Origin of the sequence: uncultured Brachyspira sp. (assembly GCF_949287625.1) — a bacterium.
Lineage (GTDB): Bacteria > Spirochaetota > Brachyspiria > Brachyspirales > Brachyspiraceae > Brachyspira.
Genome location: NZ_CASEGO010000014.1, coordinates 1 through 25,522, shown reverse-complemented (window position 1 = coordinate 25,522; position 25,522 = coordinate 1). Strand labels below are relative to the sequence as shown.

Genomic DNA, 25,522 nt, shown 5'->3' with positions numbered 1-25,522 from the left:
TTTTATTTGCCCATATAATAAATATAAGCTGACATTATTGATATTTCTCCGCTTCCTTCATCGGTATTTTCTTCACCGCTATAGCTGAAATAGCTTGATAATGGTGTATAATCTTCATCGCTTATATCATAGTCTATAACTGTTTTCATTGAAGAGGAAGAACTATTCAAATCAGATGATGCTATTAAAGCAGAATTATCATCAGAAGGCTGTTTATATAGGCTATTAACACCTGCAAATATTAATAAAGCAGCAGCCAAAGAACCTACAGAAGCTATTATTTTATTTTTATTAAACATTTTCTTTTTATGCACTACTATAGGTTTTCTTCCGCACAGTATAGATGACATAGAATCAAGCTCTTCTTTAAACTTCTGACATGATTTACATGAAGATAGATGTTTTTCCATTTCAAATATTTCATTACTATCTAAATCATTGTCTTTATATCTGCTTATGAGCATTTCATAATATTCATGATTGTTTTTCATAAAGTCACCCCCATCTTTTTCATAATAGATAAAAGTTTTTTCCTAGCTCTGAATATTCTGGTTCTCACTGTATTAACAGGCAAGTCCAGTATTTCAGATATTTCATTATAAGAATAATTTTCATATTCTGCCATCATAAGCGGTATACGAAAATCATCTTCCAGTTTTGATAATGCTTCTGCTAATATAATCTTATTTATACTATTATCATTGTCGGACTCCTGCACTTCAGAGTTTCTGTATTCTTTTATTCTATATTTTTTCTCTCTTTCTCTTTTTCTTATATGATCCACTGCCCTATTAAAAGATACTCTGTAAAGCCAAGTATATATTTTGCTTCTGCCTTCAAAACTTTCTCTTTTTATATAGAAACTTACAAAAACGTCCTGCACTACCTCTTCAGCTTCTTCGCTGTTTGAAATTATAGAATAAACCAAATTAAACAGCGGTTTTTTATACATTTCTACAAGCTCTTTGTAAGCTTCTTCATTACCTGCTTTAAAAGCTTCTATATTATCTTCATACGCCATAATTTCAGCACCGCTCATACCTTATAAACCTATTTTACTGCATTTTTTTATTTAATAAAGCCTTTTGGTACGGAGTAAGTACATCTATTATATCCAAATCTCTCACTATCCTTAAATAATCTCTCAAGGCTTCCTGCTCTTTTTTGCTTCTTATTAGTTCTTTTAATATATTTCTGTCAGTATTTTCTTTCATCAACTCCATTCTTATATCATTATCTATTCTTTCTATTTCGAGTCTTATAGGTTCATCTTCATTGATAAATCTTATGGCTATATCATACATCTGTTCAGCCTGCTCATCAGTAAGTGTTATACCTATCTTTCTGAAATACTGCAAAGGATCATGACCTAATCTTTTATCAAATTCGGCACCCCTTCTATGTCTTGGTCCATGAGGTCCAGGTCCTTTTGGTCCGGGCTGTCCTAAAAGAGATAAAGACAATACAAATATCAAAGACACCGCATAAAATATTTTTTTCATAGAATCTCCTTATCTGTTACTTATTATATATCATCTGTTATCTTTAATTAGTTAGACGATATTAACTTGTTAAAAGTTCCCCTATTTTTTAAAAATTATATAGTATTTTATTCTTTTTATATCATCATTAGAAAACAGTTCTAATATATCCAAGTCGCATGACATTATAATATAGTCAAAATCTGCCTCTTTTGTCTTTTTTTCAAATATTAATTCCTTTATTACATCTAAATTAATGTCAGTTTTTTTATATTCATTATTAAGTTTTGATTCTATATCTTTTATTTCTAATAGTAATTGTCTTACATAAGGCATATATTTTTTTACTATTAAATCAATATTTTTTCTTTGTTCTTTATTTATTTCAACTCCCGCATCATGAATAACTTTTAATGAATTATCATTTATGTAAAAATTGTCCTCAGCATATAAACTGCTAAATACAAATAATAAAGCAGCAATTATTATTTTTTTCATGCATAAAATCCTCATAAAATTCAATAGTTTAACTTTTTAGACGAATAAAAAAAGATAAAAGTTCCTATAAATAACTTTATTTTTAATCTTTAAAAAACTAATTTTTTGTACTATAATAATTATAATTACAAATATAAAGGGTTCGGATATAAAAATGTATAAAATAATTTCTTTAGATGAAAAATCAAAAAAAATTAAAATCATTGACAGCGAAAACATCAAAAATGATATGTTTTATTTGATAAGACACATAAAATCTAAAATTAATGCTGAAATGAAAGAAACTGAAAACGGATATTTATTATTTAATGATAATAAAAAATATCTTTTTTATATAGATGATGCTGTATATATAGAAATATTAGAGCATGATGATAAAGTAGCATTTAATAATTTTAAATATATGGAGGAAGAATTTCAAAAATATATTGAAGAGATTAATATTATTAATTTAAGAGAAAGAATAAAAAATATAAATAATATTATAAAAGATAATATGTGGCTTGATTTTATGATTTCTAGTTATGATAAAGATTTGCATATGGTTGCCAGCAATGATTTAAGCTGTTATCATAGTATAGAAATAATTTTTAAAAATGCATCTCTTGTAGAATGTTCAAAATATTTTAATGCCTGCCCTAATGAGTATGATGTGTTTTATGCTTCTGATGATTTTAATGATATTAAAGATTATAAAAATATCATAGATGAAAAATCTTCTCTTATAGTAAAGATTAAGGCTGATGATATAAACGGGTATTTTTATATTGTATGCGAAGGTGTAGAGTTTATAAATGAAGAAGTGAGGTATGATTATGATTTTACTTCGCTTTATTCATCGGATAAAGATAATATTATAAAAAAATATGATTTAAAAAAAGAGGAAGGAGGATGGTATCAGGAGAAAGAAAACTCGCATAAAACTTTAATATTTACTGATAAATTTTTAAATAGAAATGATACTATAGGTATATTATTTAGAATATATAAATTATGTTTTGCTAAGGTAAAATACTTCAGAGCATATCCATTTAAGTTTGAGCCTTATAAATATGACTATAAAAAAGGATTTGTACAGACTGATCTTTGGGATGCAGAATTTTTTAAGCATATTGATTCTGGATATATGCTTGATTTGCGGTATTTGCAGTCTATAACTGTTTATGAAGATTTTGTAAAACTATGCAAAGAATTAGAATCTTTTGAGAAATAATTAGTAGTATATAGAAAAATGGATTTGTTTTTTCAATTAATCTTAGGTGCTTTTCTCGGAGCTGCCGCTGGATATTACACAAATACAATAGCATTAAAAAAGTTATTTTCTAATAATGGAATAATAGCTAGAGAAAAAGACAGATTTATTGATGAAATAAGCATTATGATTTCTAAAAAGATTATAAATTATGATTCTATATACAAAGAAATAATAAAAGATAAGTTTCAAAAAAATATAAAAGAGTTTTTTAAGAAAATAAAAAATCAATTAATATCAAAAACAAATATCAAAATTAAAAATGTAATAGGTTTTAATGAATCTAAAGATAATATAATAAATTGGATAAAAAAAGATGCTTACGAAAATATAACAATAATATTAAATGAATTATCTAAAAATATAAAATTAGAACAGGTAATAGATGAAAGTCAATTTAAACATATTATAAAAAGTATTACAGAATCTTTTATATATTATGAGAAGAATAATCATTTTATATCAAATACAGTAAATAAGATGTATAAAAATAATGATGAAAAATATAAAGATATATTAAAAGAGATAGCTGATAATATTTTTAAAAACCTTTCAAATAATAATAAAAAAATAGAGAGTTTATTAATATCTTTAATTGATAATTCAAATATAGAAAATCTTTTTTATGATTTTTTCTCTTCTTTATCTGATAAAAAAATAAAAGAATTATTTTCTGTAAATGACGTTTCAGAGATTAAAGAAATTATTAAAGAATTATCAATTAAAAAAGAATTTGAAGATATCATTTATTATGTAATAGATAAACTCTATATAAAGTTAAAAAATACTGATAAAACAATATATGAACTTTTAAATCATAATATATCAAATAGAATTAAAGGTATAGTATCAGATATACTTCCAAAATTAATAGATATAATAATTCCTATAATAAATGAAAATAAATCAAAATTAGAATGCATTATAGAAGAGGCTGTTGATGAAGAAATAGAAAATATAGACGGAGTTTTTTGGCAGTTTATAGTAAAGGCTATTAGAAAAGTTTTTTTAAATGATATAGCTTCAAAATATAAAATAGTTAATAAAATTATAGAATATACCCAAAAATATAAAGAAAATAATAATAAATTAGTTAAGGCTGTTTCTGATGATATAATAAATTATCTTAATAATACAAAAATATCAAGCATATTAAAAAGTATTGAGGTTAATGAAGAGACTTTAAAAAATACTTTAAGAGATATTATTATTTTCAATATAAAAGAGTTTCCTAATTCTTTGATAGAAAAGTTATTGAATATGAATATAAGTTCATTAGCCGATTCTTATATGATAAAAGAATTATACAGCTTTTTGGAAAAAGAGATTATTAAATATGCTGTTTCAAATTTTGACAAGGCTTCATTACTTATATATAAAAAAATAGATTCTATAGATGAAGAAGCATTAAATAAGTTTTTTTATAGCTTTGATATTAGTATTATCATTAAAGAAAATAAATCAAGTATAGAAGATTATCTATATAATATATACTTAAAATATAAAGGAAAAACTATTAATGATTTATTTAATAATTCTGTTTATGAGGATATAATTAATTTATTTGAAACAATTATAGATAAATATTCTGACTATAATATAAATGAAATAATTATAAAAAAAGAAAAACAAATAGATAATTTTTTGGATAATAATGCATATAGTTCAATAATAAATTTTATAAATAAAGAGAAAGACTTTATTTCATCAGTAATAGATTCTATTGTAATAAAAACAATAAAAAACAATATGGGCAAATTAGATAAAGATGAAATAGCAAAAATGGCTAATGATTTTATGGGTAAGGAATTAGAACCTATAAATATATTGGGGGCTTTTTTGGGCTTTGTATTCGGACTATTAACAGCATATTTATTTCCAGTTAATTCATTTAATCCTTCTTTAGGATATTTAAATTATATAGCAGAACCTTTGGTATATACTTTTATAGGCTTTATAACTAATGTTCTTGCTATTTATTCTATATTCAAGCCTTATGAACCTTTATTCGGCATAAAGAAAAAAGTTTTTTGGGGGGCAGTTGCATGCGAGAAAAGCAGATTTGCATCTTCAATGTCTGATTTTGTTAATGACAGGCTTATGGAAAAAGAGGGTATTATTAATATTTTAGAAAATAAAAAAGATATAGAAGATAATTTGATAAAAGATAATTATAAAAAGTTTTTTAATTATATGCTTGAAGATGATAAAATAAATAAATTAAATATATTTGCATATTTAAAAGAAAGTATTAATGGTATTATAACTAATAATATTGATTTTATAAAGACTGGTATTATTGATTTGATTATCAAAAATAATTATCTCTATAATATTATAAAAAATAATAAAGAAATATTAATAAATTATATAAATAATAATATATTTTCAGTATTAAAATCATCACTCTCTAATATTAATATTATAAACTTAAAAGACATTATAAAAAATATAATAAGAGATAATATAAAAGATTTAAGCAAATTTAAAAATATAATAGTTTTAAATGCTCTAAAAGCTATTAATTCAAATTCTGTAAGAGAGAGAATATTTTATATTGTTATATATTTTCTTGATGATGAGATATCAAAAAACAGCAGTAAAAAAATAAAAGAAATGTTTGGAGGAGAGATTGTAAACCTTGTAAAGTCTAATAGTGAGTTTATATTTTCTATGATGAGTAAAAAATTAAATGAAACATTATTAGAAAATAGGTATGAGATAAGAGAAACAATTATAAAAGATATTCCATTAAAAAATGATTTGGTTATAGATTTGACAGACAGAATAATATTAAATTTAATTAATAAAAAGATTCCTATTTTTATTGATGATATGAAATATGATATTATGAATATAAGTTTTAATTTTTTAGATGAAAATATTTTATCTAAAAATGTTTCTTATTTTATAGGAAATAATAATGAAAAACTTTATGAAGAAAATAGCTTAAGAAAATATTTAAATGACACTATAAATAATAATCAGGATTTGATACTAAATGTTTTTGATAAGTTATTTGATTTTTCTGTTAAGAATATAGATTCTAAATTGATAGAAAAGTATACTCACTCCTTTTTGGAAAACACTGATATTTATTTTTATGAACTCATTAGAGAATTATGCATCAATATTTATAATAACAGAGATAAAGTTACAGAAGATATTAAAAATTATATAGAAAGCTCATTATATCCTGCTACTATAAAAGAGTGTTTGAATATAGAAAAATATTTTGATGATATATTAAAAGATATTTTTAAATACTCAGATATAGAGAGTGTTTTACTTTATATATCAAATGATGATAATTTAATTGATTTGAACAACTTTATAAAATCTATTTATAACATTCTTGATGATTTAGATAAAAATGAATATATAAACTCAAGTATATCTGAAGAGATAAAAAAAATAGTTTCAAAACTTAGAAATGATATGCCTTTTCTTATAGATGATAAATTAAAATATTATTTTCTTAATTTGATTATTAATTGTGCTGAAGATGATATTAATTTAATTATAGAGGCAATAGATTTTTCTTCTATTACAAAAGAAGAGATAGATAAGATGAATGCTAAAAATATACATGACGTATTTAATTCTTTTGCAAAGAAATATTTAACTAGACTTAAATTATACGGTATGTTTGGAGGATTTGTAGGAGTTTTACTTGTTATAATAAAGTATATAGGCACTTTTAATACTGAAGTTTATAATGTCCTTAATATTATTCTTATATTAATTACTATAATTTTATCTATATCTATGATTATTAGCATATTAAAGAATATTTCAGATTGATTTTTAGTATTATCATTAAATGTATTTGACTATTTAGTATTTGAGGTGATGGTATTATAAATAAAATTAGTTTTGAAATAAGTCTGCAAAATTGATAAATATAATTGTTTAGGTTATAATTATTTATTATACACTGTATATATATACAAAATTTCAGCATATAAAATGTATGTGTTTAAAACTTTTTTTTATTTTATTCGTCTAAAGACTAAATAAATAATAAAATAAAAAAATAGATTGTATGCTATATATTTAATATTAGGGGTGAAAAGCGAATGAGAAATTTTATAGAATTGGTAGTAAAAAGACCCGTGGCGGTTTTTATGTGTATGATAGCAGTATTGATATTAGGTTTTGTAAGTTTAAGCAAATTAGCAGTAGATTTCCTGCCAGATATGGAGCTTCCTTATATAACTGTAAGAACAGAATATGAGAATGCAGGACCAGAAGAGGTAGAGAAATCTGTAACTAGGGTTGTAGAAAATGCAGTTGCTACAGTAAGCGATATTAATACAATAACTTCTACTTCACAAGAGGGTGAGTCAAGCGTGTTTATAGAGTTTAACTGGGGTACTGATTTGGCTGTTGCTACTGCAGATGTAAGAGAGGCAATAGACGGAATAAAAAATTCTCTTCCAGATGATGCAGATAGTCCTACGGTATTTAAATTCTCTACTGATATGATGCCGGTTATGGAAATAGCCTTTTTCGGTACTGATAATTTAGGAGCATTATACACTTTAATAGATAATCAAATATTAAATAAAATAGAGCAGGCTTCAGGAGTGGCAAGGGCAGAGATTAGAGGCGGACTTAAAACCGAGATGAAAGTAGACTTGGTTTTGAATAGACTTCATGCTTACGGAATAGATATTAATAGTATAGTTTCTCTTCTTTCAAGTGAGAATCAAAACTTATCAGGAGGTGAAACTTATGAAGGAGTTTATAAATATACTTTAAGAACTATGGGAGAGTTTACCACAGTAGAAGATATAGAAAATACTGTTGTAGCATTAAAAACAAATGATACTCCTATAAAATTAAAAGATATAGGCAGAGTTTATCAGGGATACAGTGATGATTCAGAGATAGTAAAGATTAACGGTATGCCTGCAATATCAGTATCTGTAAATAAAGAGTCTGGTGGAAATACTGTTAATGTATCTAAAGCAGTTCAAAGACAGCTTGCAAATCTTACTCTTCCAGAAGGTGTAGAATATGAGATACTTTTTAATAATGCAGACAATGTAAATGAATCTATAAACGGAGTACTTGATACAGCTTGGCAGGGCGGATTATTTGCAGTTATTATATTAATGCTTTATTTATGGAATATAAAAACAGTTTCTATAATAGCTATTTCTATTCCTATATCTATAATAATCACATTCACATTAATGTATTTTATGGGCATTACTTTAAATATCATCTCATTGTCTGGACTTGTTTTAGGTATAGGTATGATGGTTGATAACTCCATTGTAGTTTTAGAGAATATATTTTACTATAGAAATAACGGATACGGTAAATATTCTTCAGCTATAAATGGTACTTCTTCTGTGGCACTTGCCATATCAGCTTCTACACTTACAACTATAGCGGTATTTTTACCTTTTCTTTTTGTAGAAGGGCAGACTGGACAATTATTCAGAGATTTATGTATTACAGTTACAGTTTCTATGATAGGATCATTATTTGTAGCTCTTACAATAGTTCCTATGCTTGGAGCTAGGCTTGTAACAAATAAAAAAACTAAGTTCTTAATACCTATAGAAAATTTTGTTAATAAAAACTTTCATGACAGAGTTAATAATTTATATTCTAGTGTGCTTCATTATTCTATAAAACATAAAAAGAAAGTATTAATTTCTTCATTGTCTGTTGTACTTGTAATAATAGCATTAGGTTTAACTTTTATAGGTAAAGAGGGATTTCCTACTTCAGATGAAGGTCAGTTTAAGATAGATGTAGAAATGCCGGTAGGAACAAAATCAGAGCAGACACAGTCATTTGTTACTAGAATGGAAAGCGATATACAGAATCTTATAGGAGAAGATTTTGACAGAATGCAGTCAAGAGTACAATCAGGTTCTGATGAAAATAAAGCAGAAATAAGAGTGCAGTTAAGAGATAAAAGCGAGGGAAGAAAAAAATCAGTTGATGAATATATAGAGTTTACTAGAAATGCTTTAGTTTCTTATCCTGCTCAGATTAATATAGCGGCCATAACAACTTCAGCAATAAATAGCGGAGGAAGAAACGGAGGAACAGGAGGAAATGAAATAGAGATAGAACTTGTAGGCGATGATTTGGATAAAGCTACAGAAATAGCTAATAATATAATAAATGTAATATCGGATATAGAAGGTATAAGAGAGCCTAGATTAAGCAGAGATGACTCCAATCCAGAGCTTAAAATATATGTTAATAGGGAAATAGCTGCCAAAATGGGTATCAATGTAAACACTATAGCAAATATTATTAAAACTAGTTTTGCAGGAACTACTGCTACAACTATGACTCCTGCCAATTCTGATGTTACAGATATAGATGTTAATGTTCAATTAGGAGAGCCAGACAGATTAAATATAGACGATATATCAAGACTTATGATACCTACTACAAGCGGCATAGTTCCTATATCTTCTATAGCCACTGTTGAAAAAAGCTACGGACCTACAGAGATAGAGAGAAAAGACAGTACTAGAATAACTACTATAAAAGCCTCAGGATATAACAGAGCCTTAAGCGAAATAATGACAGATGTACAGGAAAAAATAAAACAGGAAGTATTTATTCCTTCAGGATTTAATATCAATTATACAGGAGATTTTGAAGATATGAATGACGCTTTCTTACAGCTTCTTCAGGCTTTGATATTAGCATTGGTATTGGTTTATGCTATAATGGCAAGTCAGTTTGAATCTTTCATAGCACCTTTCGTTATAGCACTAGCAATTCCTTTTGGGTTTGCAGGTTCTTTAATAGCACTCTTTATAGGACGTCAAACTTTGAGTGTATATAGCGGTATAGGATTTATTGTATTAATAGGTATTGTAGTAAATAATGGTATTGTACTTATAGACTATATGAATCAGCTTATGCATGAAAAACGTATAAGCGGTGATGAGGCCGCATTAGAGTCTGGACCTAGACGTTTGAGACCAGTACTTATGACAACACTCACTACTATACTTGGACTTTTGCCTATGGCATTATCAGGCGGAAGCGGAAATGAAATGTATCAGCCTTTATCTCTTGCTATACTTGGAGGGCTTTTATTATCAACAGCATTTACTCTTGTTATAGTACCTACAGTTTATGCTGCTATAAGAAATAAAATACCTCTTAAAGATTATGAGCAAAAAGATTTGGAAAGCAGAGATGATTTTGCAAATTATGATACTATAAATGCAGCTGGTAAGTAATTTATAAGTTTTTTATAAAATAATTTTAAAGGCTTTGCTGTTATTAACAAAAAATAATAGTAAAGCCTATTTTTTTAATTAATAAACTTTAAGTAGATTAGTAGATAAAATTAGTAATAAAATTTTTTTTTTATAGATTTAACAATTTTTAGTATATTATCAACTTTTTTTAGTCTCACCCCATACTTAACAGTACTTGGTCGCAGGGGGACTTCGTCAAAGCTGCAAAAAGTGCAAGTCTAAAAATAATACTAAATAGTACTAATTATGTTTTACATATAGAATAAATTGTAAAATTTAGCCAGAAATATAGCCTTTTTGCTTCTTTGTGGCAACAAAAGAACTGGGGTGTGGGGCAAAGCCCCGCAAATATCAAAATTTAAAAATTTATTTTTTGACAAACTGTATTTGTTTAGGTATATACTGGAACAATTTTATTTTGTAAATTGGTGCACATTATACAAAAATTATCAACTTTTTTGCCGCACAAAAAAGTTGCAAAAAATGTAATTGCTAGAACTTTATATTTTAAAAATATGTATTAAATGTATGGTAATACCCGAAATTTAGGCCAAAAATGCAGTTCTTTTGGTTCTTTTATACCAATAAAAGAACTGGGGTGTGGGGCAAAGCCCCACAAATATCAAAATTTAAAAAATTAATTTTTTGACAAATTGTAATTGTTTAGGTATATACTAAAACTCCGCTTATAAAATAAAAGCATTAAAAATTAAAACAGTATCATCATTTATTTTGAGTTTTGAAACAAGTAATTAAAAAACTTCTAAAATCAAATATACCTTATTGTAAAAAAAGACTTATTAAAGTATGATTTTCTGTAAATAGAGGAGTTTTTTTAATTATGGCACTTTTAAAATATAGAGACTATGATAAATATGTATTAAAATTTTTTTATGAAATAAATAAACCAATGCATAGAAAAGATACATACGATAAATTAAAAGAGTATACCAATACATCTGATGAAGATTTCAATATGATAACTAAAAATGGTTATAATAAATTTAATTCGAGAATTCACTGGTCTTTAGTCGTATTAAAAAAAGCTCAGTTAATAGAAAATGTAGATAAGGGAGTTTATCAAATAACTGACTTCGGTAAAAAATTCTATGAAGAAAATCCAAACTTTGACTTCAAAACTTTAAAAGAAAAAACACCATATTTAGAAAACTGCAAAAACAATTCAAATAATGATATAGACGAAATAGAAGAGATAGAAGAAGATGAAAACAGAAACGAGATAGAAAAAAGCATTGAAGAGTATTATGAAAGCGTAGAGAAAGATATACTTGATAGGCTTCAGTATATGGGAGAAAGCTCTGTTGATAAAGGTACTAAATTTGAAAATATATGTTTGGAACTGCTTGAAAAAATGGGTTATGGTAGAAAGTATAGAACTGGAGGAAGCGGAGACAGAGGAATAGACGGTACACTTACTATGGATAAATTCGGTTTTGATATTATAGGTGTGCAATGCAAATGCTATAAAGAAAATAATAAAGTTAATGATACTGAAATAACAAAATTTGCTCATGGGCTTAAAAATGTTAATGGTATAAACAGAGGAATATTTATAACAACTTCTGATTATACACCGCAGGCTAAAAAGGTTGCAGAAGAATTAAAAGATATAAAAATAATACTAATAAACGGATACAGACTTGCTAAATATATCCGTGAATATGAAGTTGGAGTAAAAGTGCTTGAAACTAGAAATATTTATGATGTTATAATTTAAAAGTTTTCAGCATATGCTATAATAAGTCAAACTTAAAAATCGGAAACGTACTACTATGGAAGAGTTCAAACTTATAGAAAAAATAAAAAAATTAACAGAGTATAAAAACACAAATAATATAAATATAGGCGATGACTGTGCTGTTATAAAAGATATAAGCCATCATAAAGATATTTTGGTGACTTCTGATATATTAGTAGAAAATATACATTTCTCTTTAAAATATTACTCTTTTTATGATGTAGGATATAAGTCAGCTCAGGCAAATATAAGCGATATTATATGTAAAGGAGCTTATCCAAAAAATGCATTCGTATCGCTTTCAATACCCAAAAAAATCAATGATGAAAATATACTAGAATGGTACAAAGGTTTTTTAGAGGCATGCAAACCTTATAACATAGAAATATCTGGAGGAGATACTACAAGCTCTAATGATTATTTTTTTATATCTATAACATTGATAGGCATTATAGAAAAAAATAAATCTATACTTAGAAGCAATGCTCAAATAGATGATAATGTTTATGTATTAGGCTTTGTAGGAGAAAGTGATTTAGGACTTAAAAAACTTTTAGAAGGCAATTATGATTATAACGATGAAAGTATAAAAACGCATTTAAGACCGACACTTTTTTATGATAAATGGCAGGAAATTATAACCAAATACAAAATAAACTCTTCTATAGATATAAGCGACGGACTTTTGCAGGACGCCTCTCATATCGCTGAGAACTCTAATAAAACTATAGAAATATACGAATCTTCCAATTGGTTTTTAGTTAATAGATTTTTTGATAAAGAAAGTTTAGAAATCAGACAAAATAAAGTATTAAAATCCATTCTTACTGGCGGGGAAGATTATGCTGTTATTTTCACTTCCAAAGATGAAATACCTGAAGAAAATAATTTAATAAAAATCGGTAAGGTAAAAGAATATTCTAAAGACTTTATAAAGTTTATAGATAGTAACAATAAAGAAGTACATTTTGATTCATTGGGTTTTGTGCATTATTAAATTATTATAATAAAAACATAAATAAACTTGTAAAATTAGTTTTTAAATATTATACTATATTGCAGTTGATATTAAATAATTTAAGGAGAAAAAATATGAAAGAAGTAGTTATAGCCAGTGCGGTTAGAACGCCTATAGGTAAATTTTTAGGTTCATTTTCTAATGTATCAGCTGTTGAATTAGGAACTATAGCAGTAAAAGAGGCTTTAAAAAGAGCAAATATAAAAGCAGAACAGGTTGATGAAACTTATTTCGGATGTGTTATACAGTCAGCCCTTCTTCCTAATGCAGCAAGACAAATCTCTGTTAATTCTGGTATACCTGTAGATAAGCCTGCATTAACAATAAATATATTATGCGGTTCCGGACTTAGAGCAGTATCAATGGCGGCACAGATGATTAAAGCTGGAGATGCTGATGTAGTTGTTGCTGGAGGTACTGAGAATATGAGTATGGCTCCTTACACTTCAACAGGTATGAGAATGGGGGCAAGAATGGGTGAAACTAAGATGCAGGACACTCTTTTAAATGATGCTCTTATTTGTGCTTTTGAGCATTATCATATGGGAGTTACTGCTGAAAATATAGCAGAACAATGGGGCATTACAAGACAAGAACAGGACGAGTTTGCATGCAGAAGTCAGAACAGAGCAGAAGCTGCAATAAAAAGCGGAAGATTTAAAGATGAAATAGTACCTGTCACAATAAAAACTAAAAAAGGAGAAATTGTAGTTGATACTGATGAACATCCTATTTTTGGTACAACTATGGAAACTTTAGCAAGATTAAAACCTGCTTTCAAAAAAGACGGAACTGTTACAGCTGGAAACGCTTCTGGTATTAATGATGCGGCTTCTGCTTTAGTAGTAATGTCTAAAGAAAAGGCGGAAGAATTAGGAATTAAGCCTATGGCTAAAATATTGGGATATGCTACACATGGCGTTGAACCTAGAATAATGGGGATAGGACCTATAGAGGCAAGCAGAAAGGCTTTAAAAATGGCTAATCTTACAGTTGAAGACATGGAATTAATAGAAAGCAATGAAGCATTTGCAGCTCAGTCAATAGCTGTTGCAAGAGAGTTAAAATTTAACATGGATATAGTTAATGTTAATGGAGGAGCTATAGCTTTAGGACACCCAATAGGTGCTTCAGGTGCTAGAATACTTACTACTCTTTTATATGAAATGAAAAAAAGAGGAAATAAAAGAGGACTTGCCACTCTTTGTATAGGCGGCGGTATGGGTACTGCTTTAGTTGTAGAGATATTATAAATTATATAATATTTAATAAAGGGTTAAAGCTTAATTGTTTTTAACCCTTTTATATTGATAAAATTATTTGAATTAATATTTTATGTAACTATAAGCTATATAATATATTTTTTCAAAATTTATTATTTTGCTTGAAACTAAATTTCCATTAGGCTTTTCTTCAAACTCCATATTTTTTTCTTTAATGAAATCATTATCTTTTAGTAAGAAAAAACAGTCAGTTTGAGTATCTTTTATGCCTATTCAAACTGATAAAAAATATAAAAGAAAAAATGCTTGTTAAAATTTCAGATATTGGAAAAGAAAGCCATACTCCTGTCATATTAAAAATAGATGATAAAATAAATATTGAGGGCATTATAAATATAAATCCTCTTAATATAGATATTATAAATGATGGTTTAGATTTATCCATAGCAGAAAAGTATACACAAGTAATAATATTACAGCCTACAAATATAAATGCTGTAAAATATATACGAAGTCCATTAACTGATATTTTTTGAAGCTCTTTAATATTATCCCTATTAAAAAGCGAAGTTATTTCATTTGCAAATACATAAGTGATTATATAAACTAAAATAGAAATGCCGGACGATAAAACCAAAGCATATTTATATATTTTATTTATATTCATTTTATTATTATAATTCATGCTTATAATAGGCTGTATGCCCTGACCTATTCCAGTGAATATTGCTATAATTACTAATGCTATATTCGCTGTTATACCATAAGCTGCAACTCCTACATTACCTGCGATATTTAATATTATTATATTAAAAGCTATCATAACAAAACCTGATGATAATTCTGTTATCAAAAAAGATACTCCAAGAGATAATATTTCAAAAAATTTCTTAAAACTAATGTTAGGCTTTACAATAGAAAATGTATTTTTCTTTTTAATAAACAATACCGATAATATTAATATGCTGACAATTGGAGAGAATACAGTTGCAAGTACAGCTCCAAATATCCCCATGTTCAAAGGAAATATAAATATATAATCAAAAACTACATTAAATAAACTTCCGACAAGCATAGCAATCATGGCTAGCTTTGGGTGATTATCATTTCTCACGAATCCCAAAAGTACATTATTAAGCATAAACATAGGAGAAAATAAAAGTATCATCTTTATATATGTATTTGTCATACTATGTATATTATCTCTAGCACCTAAAATATATACTATATATGGTGTAAATAAAATACTTACAATAATAAATAAAACAGATATTATTGATATATAAATTAAAGAATTAGTAAATATAATATTAGCTTCATTATTTTTGTTCTGAGTTTTTAATATAGCATATTTAGTAGCCGAACCCATACCAAGCATTAGTCCGATTCCATTAACTAAATTATAAATAGGTATAGCTATATTTAAAGCTGTTATTCCATCAGGACCTATTCCTCTGGCAACAAAAAAAGTATCAGCAAGTATATAACATGATAATCCTATCATACCAAGTACATTCAATGATACATATTTAATAAATAAATGAAGTATATTATTCATAAAATATCCTCTGTATACAAAAAAAACGTTTGTGTTCATACTTTCTAAGGCCTACGGTATGAATACAAACGTTTTAAACAAATTTATCCGGCGACAAATTTTATTATTTTTATAGATATCCGCTATTATACACAAAAAATATTATAAGTCAAGTAATAATGCTTTAATTATTTATTTAAGAGCCATATATTATTGCACATTTTTTAGTTTAAAAATTGGAAGAAGAAATTCAAAGAAACAGGTATAATAAAAAAAAGAGCAGAAAACCTAAAAATAGTCCTAATAAAATTAAAAATATTATTAATAAGGTCGTTGAAATACGAAAGAAATATAAATATGGTAAAACCAAAATAAAGAAATTCTTAGAAAAAGAAAATATCAAAATAGGGACTACGGCTATCGAAACTATATTAAAAGAATATAACTTGTATCAAAAGAAAAAAAGGAAAATAAGAAAGAAACATAAAGGAAAGCATGCTATTTATATAAAAGAAGCAGGTGAAAAGGTTCAAATAGATGTAAAATATGCTTTTTTTGGAGAAATACGCTATTACCAGTTTACTGCTGTAGATATTGCTACTAAAATAAGTTTTAGATATTTATATTCTGAAAAAACACCAGAAAGCACTATTAATTTTCTTGAACGTATGCTGGAATATTTCCCATTTCGCGTTCATTGTATTCAAACAGACAATGGCACAGAATTTACTTACCGAAAACTTTTATTTGAGAAAGAACACCCCTTAGATATATTTTGTAAGAAGAAGCATATTAAAAGAGTTTATAGTCCTATTGCTAGTCCTTGGTACAATGGCGTAGTTGAAAGTACACATAATCTAGACCAAAAAGAATTTTATGACTTTTGTAATAGTGAATTAACTTTAGAGAAAGCTAATCAAAAATTAAGAAAATATAATAATTTTTGGAATTATAAACGCATACATTCAGCTTTAAATTATGATACTCCTATGTTATACTTTAAGAAATTAAGGAATACTTAAATGCAATATGTTTGGCACCCGTGCAAAAATGTATTATAATGTTTATTATATATTATACCTATTTAAAAACTAATTTTATATATAATGGAACTATTAATCATACATACTTATCTGCAACAATATATACTGAAAATTTTTAAGTTTGTCAATTTTTTGTTGTTATTTTTCCCGCCGCACGCCATACCTAACAGTACTTCCTTCTGTCGCAGGCGGACTTCGTCGGCACGCTTCGCGAAAGTGCAAGTATAAAAATAATACTAAATAGTACTAATTATATTTTATATGTAGAATAAATTGCTAAATTTAGCCTGAAATATAGCCTTTCGCTGCCGACACCACAGGCGGACTTCGTCGGCACGCAGAGCGGGTGGGCTGTGCCTGCTTCTCGCCGCAGGCGTCTTCGTATGTGGCACACCTGCCTACAGCACGGACAGGCGTCACAAAAGAACTGGGGTTGCCAAAGGCACGCAGAGCGGGCACGACTGTGTACTTCGTAGGGCTAGTCCACACAAATACTAAAATTTAAAAATTTATTTTTGACAAATTATATTTATTTAGGTATAAACTTATATAAAAATAACTCTAATAAATACCTATATCTGACGATAATTCATAGTTATAAATAAAGGAAATATTTTTATGCTTAAATACGATTCTAAAGAAATACTAGATTATATAATAAAATGCAGAAGACTTCTTCATACTATACCAGAAATAGGAAATTATCTGCCAAAAACGAAAGAGTTTGTAATAAATGAACTCAATAACTTTAAAAATATTAAATACAAAGAAAATAAAAAAGACTCTGGAATAATAGCATATATAACAGGCGAAAATAATACAAAAACAGCAGCATTACGTGCCGATATGGACGCTTTGCCTATAAAAGAAGAAACTAATTTTGAATACAAATCCAGCAATAGTAATATGCATGCCTGCGGGCATGATGCTCATACTGCCATTCTTTTAGGAGCCTGCAAAATACTTAATGATAATATAGATGAAATTAAAGGAAATATTAAGTTTTTATTTCAGACTGGAGAAGAGACTGGAAGCGGTGCTAAAATAATGATAGAAGAAAATGCTCTCAAAGATGTAGAAGCAATATTTGGAGTGCATGTAGGAAGTTTTGCTCCAGAAGCTCCTAACGGTGTTTTTGTTATACAGGAAGGACCTATACTCGCATCTACTGATAAAATAGTTATTAAAATAAAAGGAAAAGGAACACATGGGGCTTATCCTCATGCTGGGGCAGACCCTATAGTTATGGCGGCTGAAATAATAAACGCCCTTCAAACAATAATTACTAGAGAAATAGAGGCAAGTGAAACTGTTATACTATCTCTTTGCAAAATTAACGGAGGAAGTGCATTTAATATTATACCCGATTCAGTAGAAATAGAGGGAACCATAAGAACTTTCAGCAATGATGTACGTGAGTTTTTTATAAAAAGAATAGAAGAAAAATCAAAACTTATAGCAGAGTCAATGAGAGGTGAAGCTGAAATAAATATAATAGAATATTCCTGCGTTACATATAATGACAAAGAAATAACAGAGGGTATAAAAAATGAAGCTTTAAAAATATTTTCAAAAGATGCTGTATGGAATAAATATTATAAACCTAGTTTGGCTGGAGAAGATTTTTCTTATTATACAAAAGAAATTAAAGGCTGCTTTGCATTATTTTCAACTGTTACTGATAAAAAAATTCCAAATCATAATAGTAAATTTGAAATAGATGAAAGCAAACTTAATATGCCATCAGAACTTATGGCTAATTGGGCTGTAAACTTTTTAAATAGCTGATATATGTATAAAAACTTGATTTAGGCATTTATTTTTATATACTACTATAATATAGTATGTAAAAAAGGATTTATTTATGTCAATTAATCAAGAGTTAGCAAATATCATTTCAAATTTGGACGATAATAGTCTTTTAAACAATTCTCTTCAAATAAAAGAATTACTATATTCAGGTGCCGTACTTGATGATGCTTTAAGCGAAGCATTATTTGTTTCATCAGTAGAATTACTAGAAAAAATAAAAACAAACCCTAATGACTACACTATAAGCAATGAACAAATTGCAGCTATTAATAATATAATAAGTAAAATGGAATTATCATTTATGGATTTAGAATAATAAATAACATTTATTTTTTTATAAAACCAGATATAAAACCTTTTATAAAGAAAAAGCCGTAAGTCAAATGAGACAAAAATATACCTATAGCCTTACAAAAACCTTTTATAGGCGATAATGTACTAATCCAGCTTCCTATCAGACATAAACAATAAAAACTATGAGGAAAAAGCAGCAAAGCCAAAAATATATTTTTATTAATAGATGGTATATAATTGTTTAAAAGTTTAGGCAAATCAAAATATAAGGCAAAAGGTACAAATATAGTGTAGAGTAAAAATAATGAAGGTATAAAGTATGATAAACTTAAAGAATTACCTCCGAACCTTTTTACAAAATATCCTCTATGCCAAGCATAACCTTTAAGCTGTTTGAAATGTCCGAAAAATAAATCTCTTCTATGATGATATATTAATGCTTCTGGAGTATATAATATTTTTTCATTCGCTTTCATAATATTGTTGCAAAGTATGGTATCCTCACCAGGCCAATATTCGCTGTCAAAGCCTCCTACCCTATCATAAAGCTCTCTTGTGATAATAAAATTGCAGCTTGGATAATCATTAACATACTGCACCTTATCTGGTATATATCTTGCTTTATGCTTTCCGCTCATAAGTGTTGAACTGTAAATAAGTCCGCTTATCTGTTTTGAGAAATTATCTTTATTGGTATTAACAGCAGGTCCTCCGAGTGCATAAACTTTTTTACTCTCCATAGCTCTCAATGCATTTAAAAGCCAATCTTTTTCTGGGTATGTATCATCGTCTAAAAATGCTAATATACTTCCTTTTGATTTTTTCACTCCAATTGCTCTTTTTATAGCAGGAGGAAGCTCGCCTGTTTCTATAATTTTTATTCTGTCATCTTTGAATAATTCTATATTAATCTCATCATCAGTATATTTATCTGGAAGTATTATCACTTCAAAGTTGCTATATATTTGCTCAAGTAAATACCGTGTTTCTTCTTTTATATAATCATTAATTTTTTTTAAAGGTATTATGATGCTTACAAGAGGCTTTTCTTTAAGTTCAGAAAATAAATCTCTGTAAAAGTGTACTATATTAAGCCTATAAAATATTGCCAAAGTATCAATAAAAGTTCTCCATAATATTGAAAACTTAATAAATCCGAAATGCCTATTGGGATTAACTATAACTGGAGCTGATACTATTTTTTTCCCATTTGAATTGCATGCTGCTAAAACTTCCAAATCATAAGCAAAAGCCTTTACCAATATTCTTGGAAAAATATTTATAATAGCATCTCTTTTAAATAATTTAAGCCCAGTCTGAGTATCCTGTATAGGAAGGTGAAAAAATATTTTAACAAACATAAAGTATATAAAAGATATTAATTTTCTTATATTAGAATAATTAACTACAGAATCTTTATGTCTTTTAGAGCCTATAACAACATCAGCATTTTCTTTTTGCATAATAGAAAAAAAGTTTTCAAGCTGCGAAGGATCTATTTCCATATCCCCATCGCAGAATATTATATACTCGCCATTAGAAACTTCGCATGCTCTTTTTAAAGCATGACCTTTTCCCTGATTTTCTATTGCATAAACTCCTATTATATTTTTTAAGTTTGAGTTTTTATTATTTTGCTGAAAGTTTAAGCATAATTTTTTTATTTCTTCTTTAGAGTTATCGCTGCTTCCGTCATCAGAAATAATTATTTCAAAGTTCATCAAAAACGGAGAAACTTTATCTATAAGTATATTAATATTTTTTTCTATTTCTTTTTCTATATTATATACTGGTACTAATATAGAGACTAATTCTTTTATTATCATAACTTTACTACTTTACTGCTTCACTGCTTGTAATTATTTTTTAATTATACAAAAACAATATATTTTGTAAAGGGGGGCATAAAATATTAATGAATAATGATTTATAATAATTCTCAATATTGTTTATGTATATATATGTAAAAAATATTTTAAACCACGCGTTAGATCTATAAATAAAGCTAGTCAATAATTACATAATACTACTATAAATTAAAATTATGCTTACCGCGTGCTTTTAAAGTTATAAAATTTAAAAAACGCTTGGGTGGGTGTTCTTTTGATATATTCAGCAATGAAAATAAATTAAGTGCTTATAACAAAGTTAAGTTTTAAAATTTAGAGGGCGGGAATTAGAAAAAAGTTATAAATTTAAAAATGCTTGGGCGGGTGTTCTTTTATATACTCAGCAATGAAAATAAATTAAGTGCTTATAACAGAGTTAAGTTTTAAAATTTAGAGGGCGGGAATTAGAAAAAAGTTATAAAATTTAAAAAACGCTTGGGCGGGTGTTCTTTTGATATATTCAGCAATGAAAATAAATTAAGTGCTTATAACAAAGTTAAGTTTTCAAATTTAGAGGGCGGGAATTAGAAAAAAGTTATAAATTTAATCAATCGTTTCTTATTTTTATATTAAATCTGTTTCTAAAGCTTGAATATACAGAAGGTATCATTATAAGTGTAAACATAGTAGAAAATAATAATCCTCCGCAAACCGCTATAGCTAAAGGTCGGTACATTTCGCTTCCATTTCCAACTTCAAATATCATAGGAAGAAGACCTAGTATTGTAGTTAATGATGTCATGAGTACTGGTCTTAATCTTCTTTTGCATGATTCCAAAGCGGCACTGTCCCAGCTTATATTTTTTTCAAGCACAACCTTATTCATATAATCTATCAAAACTATACCGTTATTAACCACTATACCTACAAGCATTATTATACCTATTCCGCTGTAAACATTTAAAGTTTGACCGCCTAAATAAAGAAATATCAAAGCCCCGAATAATGCAAAAGGGACTGCCAAAGATATGACGAAAGGAGTAATATACGATTCAAACTGACCTGCTATAATAGCATATACAAATACCAAAGCCATTATCAAAGATACAATAAGCTGAATAAATGCTTCCTGCATATCCTCATAATCACCTGAAAAATTAACTGAAAATCCGCTTGGTATATATATATTATTAAGCTCTTTTCTTATATCTTATATAATTTCATTTATAGGTCTTCCGAAAGAACTAGCATTTATCTCTATAATTCTTTTATCATTTTTACGGTTTATTTCTATAGGACCTGTTCCTCTATGTATATCTACTAATGATGAAATAGGTACTATGCCGTTTTTTGTAGGTATCATCATCTTCTGAATACTTGAAACACTATCTCTATTTGTATCTTCCAAACGCACTATTATATCAGTATCTACATATATAGAATTATCTAATGTCATCTTGCTAGCTGTTGTGCCGCTGAAAGAAGTTCTTATAATATTTGCAACTGTATTTATATTGATACCCATCTTTGATACCAAATCTCTGTCAATATCGAAAACTAATTCATGATTAGAATCATCTTCTTTTATCAAAACATTTCTAATGCCGTCAACCTTATTTACTGCCGCTATAATATTGCTTGCCACATCATAACCTCTTTCTAAATCATCTCCTACAAGCTCTATAACAATGGCACTATAATCTTTAGGCTTACCCAAAGATACATTTTCAGAATTAAGTTCTATACGTCCGGGGTATCCGTTTACTCTGTTTCTAATCATCTCTATATAATAGCTTATGTCCAATTTTCTGCTGTATTCTCTGTCTATTAATTTTACTCTAACCTCTCCATGATGTTCATTTCTTCCAGTTCTCACTCTTGTTTCATAATAGGACATATTATTACTTAAAGCGTTTTCTATATCATTTTCCATTCTGTGTATAAATATATCTGTAAACTCTACCCTAGCCCCAACTGGAAGTCTTAATCTTGAAATTATTGTTCCTTCATCTGATACTGGATAGCCTTCTCTTCCTATATTTGTTAATAATAAAAATAATGATAAAGATAACAAAACTGATATTAAAGCAAATGATTTCTTTTTATTTTTTATTACAATAGTAAGCATACTTAAATAAAACTTTTCTACATTACTATGTATTTTATCATTAAAAAAACTCTCTAAACGCTTTAATAATAAATTAACTCTGCCGTTATTATTACTCTTATGAAGTCTTGAAGCTAAAAGCGGAACTATAGTTAAAGCAACAAAAAGAGAAGATATAAGCGATATTGAAACTGTCATACATAAATCGCTGAACATCTGCCCCATTTCTCCCTGAACAAATAGAAACGGAAGAAATACGCATACGCTGGTTAAAGTAGAAGCTGTTATTGCAATCGATACCTCACTTGCTCCCAAAATAGATGCTTTAAAATTACTTATTATACTGCTTCTTTTATCATGTACATATTTTGAATAATAATCATTATAATAAAATATATTCTCAAGTACAACTATAGAATTATCAACCATCATTCCTACACCCAAAACTAAACCAGAAAGCGATATAACATTAATAGTAATATCAAAAAAATACATCAATATAAATGTGCTTATTACTGATACTGGTATAGAAATGCTTATAATAAATACGCTTTTTATATCCCATAAATATATCATAAGAACTATAACAGCAAATAAAGCCCCCTGCCATACTGTATTAAGTACATTACGTATAGAGTTTTTTATAGTATCCGAACTATTAAACAATATCTGATAATAAACGCCTGAAGGAAGCATTATTTCATTAAGTCTTTTTTCCACATCTCTTGATATTTGTATAATATTTCCTCCAGACTCTTTTGTAACAGCAATAGTTAAAGCTTTTTGTCCATTAATACGCACTATCTCAGAATCATCTTCATAATCCTCATGAACATATGCTATATCTCTTACCCTTACTGGATAAACTTCATCTTTAAGCATTATAACAACATCTTCAATATCCTTTACAGTTTTAAACTCACCAGTAGTTCTTATATTATATTTATAAACGCCCTCATAAGTTTCGCCGCCTGCAACATTCTGATTTTCTAAAGCTAGAGTTTTTACTATATCATTAATATCTATAGAATAGGCATTAAGTCTGTTTAAATCTATATCAACACGTATAATTTTTTAAGTCCGCCTCTTATTTCAGTTTGTGCCACTCCGTCAACCTGATCTAATCTTGTAAGTATCTGACTGTCTACCAAATCATAAAGCGATGATAAATTATCCGTACCAAAAAATGCTATATTCATTATAGGGGTAGCATCGCTTGAAAACTTTGATATATTAGGATTCTCTGCTTCATCAGGAAGTGAAGAGCGAATCATATCTATAGCTTCTCTTATATCATCAGATGCAGTTTGTAAATCTGTACCCCAATTAAACTCTATTTCTACATTAGACTCTGACTCTTTTGATTTGGACTTAATCGTTTTTACATTATTAACAGAAGATACTGCACTTTCTACTACTCTTGTAACCGATTTCTCTACTTCTTCTGGTCCTGCATTATCATATGTTGTCTTTATATTGATAATAGGAACCTCCATATCTGGAAGATAATTTATATTCAGTCTTGATATGCTTATAAATCCAATTATGAACATGGATACGAGTGTAACAAATACTGTTGTCGGTCTGCTTACTATTAAAGTAATAAATTTCTTCATTATTTCTTACAAATTTAAATCATAAATATATTACGCAAATATGATATTAAATTCTAAAAAATATTCAATAGTCTTTTATCAATAAATTTCAAAATAGAAAACTATTCTTTTTTGTTATTTTTATCTTTATTATAGAGCATTTTTATAAGAAAAATTAAAGCAACTATTATTAATATTTTGATTATAGTTCCAAGTATGCCATTAACACCAACAATACCGAAATGAGGACCAAACATCATATATCCTCTCATATGCGGCGGAGCTGGCGGTCTATGAAACATATGATCAAATGCTGGAGAGCATGAACTTAATAAAAAAAGTGATATTATAGAAGAAAATGCAAAAATAATTTTTTTTAACATAGTGATACCCTATTAATTATTCTGTTCATATTAGACGTTAAATTAATATAAAAGTTCCCTGTTACACTATTTATTTTTACAAAAAGTTATAAAATACACATATGGAGATACTAGATTTAGAAAGAGCAGAATACGAATTGAACAAAGCATACAAATCACCCCTACTCTTTGGTCTACTAGCCGTAGGGGCACTACGAGCTGTAGCACCTTCCCGCACGGTATCGCTTTCCCTTATCAAACGCCCCCTGTACGTACGGCTGATTACACAACATAAAAAATAAATAAACTAACTAAAAAGATAACACAGAAATACAAAAATGAACTATATAAGGTTGTAAAATTATTGCACGGGTTCCATACATATTGCATTTAAGTATTCCTTAATTTCTTAAAGTATAGCATAGGAGTATCATAATTTAAAGTAGAATGTATTCTTTT

16 protein-coding genes and 1 pseudogene are annotated in these 25,522 nt (G+C 27.5%); 9 read left to right on the top strand and 8 right to left on the bottom strand.

Annotated features, from left to right (window positions below; translation table 11 throughout):
• Window positions 1-2 precede the first annotated feature (2 nt).
• The 4 genes from Q1X91_RS04385 to Q1X91_RS04370 all read right to left on the bottom strand — a co-directional run bounded on the left by Q1X91_RS04385 (window position 3) and on the right by Q1X91_RS04370 (window position 1,979).
• On the bottom strand, window positions 3-491 hold the full coding sequence (locus tag Q1X91_RS04385; RefSeq protein WP_300753730.1) for a zf-HC2 domain-containing protein: 489 nt from the start codon (window positions 489-491) through the stop codon (window positions 3-5).
• Window positions 488-1,039: an RNA polymerase sigma factor gene (locus Q1X91_RS04380; protein ID WP_300753729.1), complete on the bottom strand. Its 552-nt coding sequence runs from the start codon at window positions 1,037-1,039 to the stop codon at window positions 488-490. The genes Q1X91_RS04385 and Q1X91_RS04380 overlap by 4 nt, the downstream gene beginning before the upstream one ends.
• Window positions 1,040-1,055: 16 nt before the next feature.
• Window positions 1,056-1,502: a hypothetical protein gene (locus Q1X91_RS04375; RefSeq protein WP_300753727.1), complete on the bottom strand. Its 447-nt coding sequence runs from the start codon at window positions 1,500-1,502 to the stop codon at window positions 1,056-1,058.
• An 81-nt stretch (window positions 1,503-1,583) separates the two neighbouring features.
• Entirely contained in the window at window positions 1,584-1,979 is a 396-nt protein-coding gene (locus Q1X91_RS04370; RefSeq protein ID WP_300753725.1) for a hypothetical protein, read from the bottom strand.
• 154 nt (window positions 1,980-2,133) lie between these two features.
• Between Q1X91_RS04370 and Q1X91_RS04365 the strand changes: the two genes are divergently transcribed.
• The 6 genes from Q1X91_RS04365 (at window position 2,134) to Q1X91_RS04340 (ending at window position 14,514) form a co-directional block, all read left to right on the top strand.
• Window positions 2,134-3,192 (top strand): hypothetical protein, encoded by a 1,059-nt coding sequence (locus Q1X91_RS04365; protein ID WP_300753723.1) that lies wholly within the window; start codon window positions 2,134-2,136, stop codon window positions 3,190-3,192.
• A gap of 18 nt (window positions 3,193-3,210) precedes the next feature.
• The gene (locus Q1X91_RS04360; protein WP_300753722.1) at window positions 3,211-7,035 is read left to right on the top strand and encodes a DUF445 family protein; all 3,825 of its coding nucleotides are present in this window, start codon (window positions 3,211-3,213) and stop codon (window positions 7,033-7,035) included.
• Between the two features lie 275 nt (window positions 7,036-7,310).
• Entirely contained in the window at window positions 7,311-10,463 is a 3,153-nt protein-coding gene (locus Q1X91_RS04355) for an efflux RND transporter permease subunit (RefSeq protein WP_300753719.1), read from the top strand.
• Between the two features lie 862 nt (window positions 10,464-11,325).
• Window positions 11,326-12,222, top strand: a complete 897-nt coding sequence (locus Q1X91_RS04350; RefSeq protein WP_300753717.1) for a restriction endonuclease — start codon at window positions 11,326-11,328, stop codon at window positions 12,220-12,222.
• A gap of 55 nt (window positions 12,223-12,277) precedes the next feature.
• Window positions 12,278-13,240 carry a thiamine-phosphate kinase gene (thiL, locus tag Q1X91_RS04345; protein WP_300753715.1) on the top strand — a complete coding sequence of 321 codons (963 nt, stop codon included), beginning with the start codon at window positions 12,278-12,280 and terminating at the stop codon, window positions 13,238-13,240.
• Window positions 13,241-13,335: 95 nt separating this feature from the next.
• The gene (locus tag Q1X91_RS04340; protein ID WP_300753714.1) at window positions 13,336-14,514 is read left to right on the top strand and encodes an acetyl-CoA C-acetyltransferase; all 1,179 of its coding nucleotides are present in this window, start codon (window positions 13,336-13,338) and stop codon (window positions 14,512-14,514) included.
• 217 nt (window positions 14,515-14,731) lie between these two features.
• Here the strand turns inward: Q1X91_RS04340 and Q1X91_RS04335 are convergent, their stop codons facing one another.
• A complete protein-coding gene (locus Q1X91_RS04335; protein WP_300753747.1) occupies window positions 14,732-16,042 on the bottom strand; it encodes an MATE family efflux transporter in 1,311 nt (436 codons plus the stop codon).
• Between the two features lie 215 nt (window positions 16,043-16,257).
• On the opposite strand from Q1X91_RS04335, the gene Q1X91_RS04330 reads away from it, so the two are divergent.
• The 3 genes from Q1X91_RS04330 (at window position 16,258) to Q1X91_RS04320 (ending at window position 19,192) form a co-directional block, all read left to right on the top strand.
• The gene (locus Q1X91_RS04330) at window positions 16,258-17,043 is read left to right on the top strand and encodes a DDE-type integrase/transposase/recombinase (RefSeq protein ID WP_300753712.1); all 786 of its coding nucleotides are present in this window, start codon (window positions 16,258-16,260) and stop codon (window positions 17,041-17,043) included.
• A 639-nt stretch (window positions 17,044-17,682) separates the two neighbouring features.
• A complete protein-coding gene (locus Q1X91_RS04325; RefSeq protein ID WP_300753710.1) occupies window positions 17,683-18,852 on the top strand; it encodes a M20 family metallopeptidase in 1,170 nt (389 codons plus the stop codon).
• 76 nt (window positions 18,853-18,928) lie between these two features.
• On the top strand, window positions 18,929-19,192 hold the full coding sequence (locus Q1X91_RS04320) for a hypothetical protein (RefSeq protein ID WP_020004007.1): 264 nt from the start codon (window positions 18,929-18,931) through the stop codon (window positions 19,190-19,192).
• A 10-nt stretch (window positions 19,193-19,202) separates the two neighbouring features.
• Here the strand turns inward: Q1X91_RS04320 and Q1X91_RS04315 are convergent, their stop codons facing one another.
• The 3 genes and pseudogenes from Q1X91_RS04315 to Q1X91_RS04305 form a co-directional block, all read right to left on the bottom strand.
• Window positions 19,203-20,996 (bottom strand): glycosyltransferase, encoded by a 1,794-nt coding sequence (locus tag Q1X91_RS04315; RefSeq protein WP_300753707.1) that lies wholly within the window; start codon window positions 20,994-20,996, stop codon window positions 19,203-19,205.
• A 610-nt stretch (window positions 20,997-21,606) separates the two neighbouring features.
• Window positions 21,607-24,722 (bottom strand): annotated as a pseudogene (locus tag Q1X91_RS04310) (efflux RND transporter permease subunit).
• Window positions 24,723-24,823: 101 nt separating this feature from the next.
• Entirely contained in the window at window positions 24,824-25,084 is a 261-nt protein-coding gene (locus tag Q1X91_RS04305) for a hypothetical protein (protein WP_300753706.1), read from the bottom strand.
• Window positions 25,085-25,522 lie beyond the last annotated feature (438 nt).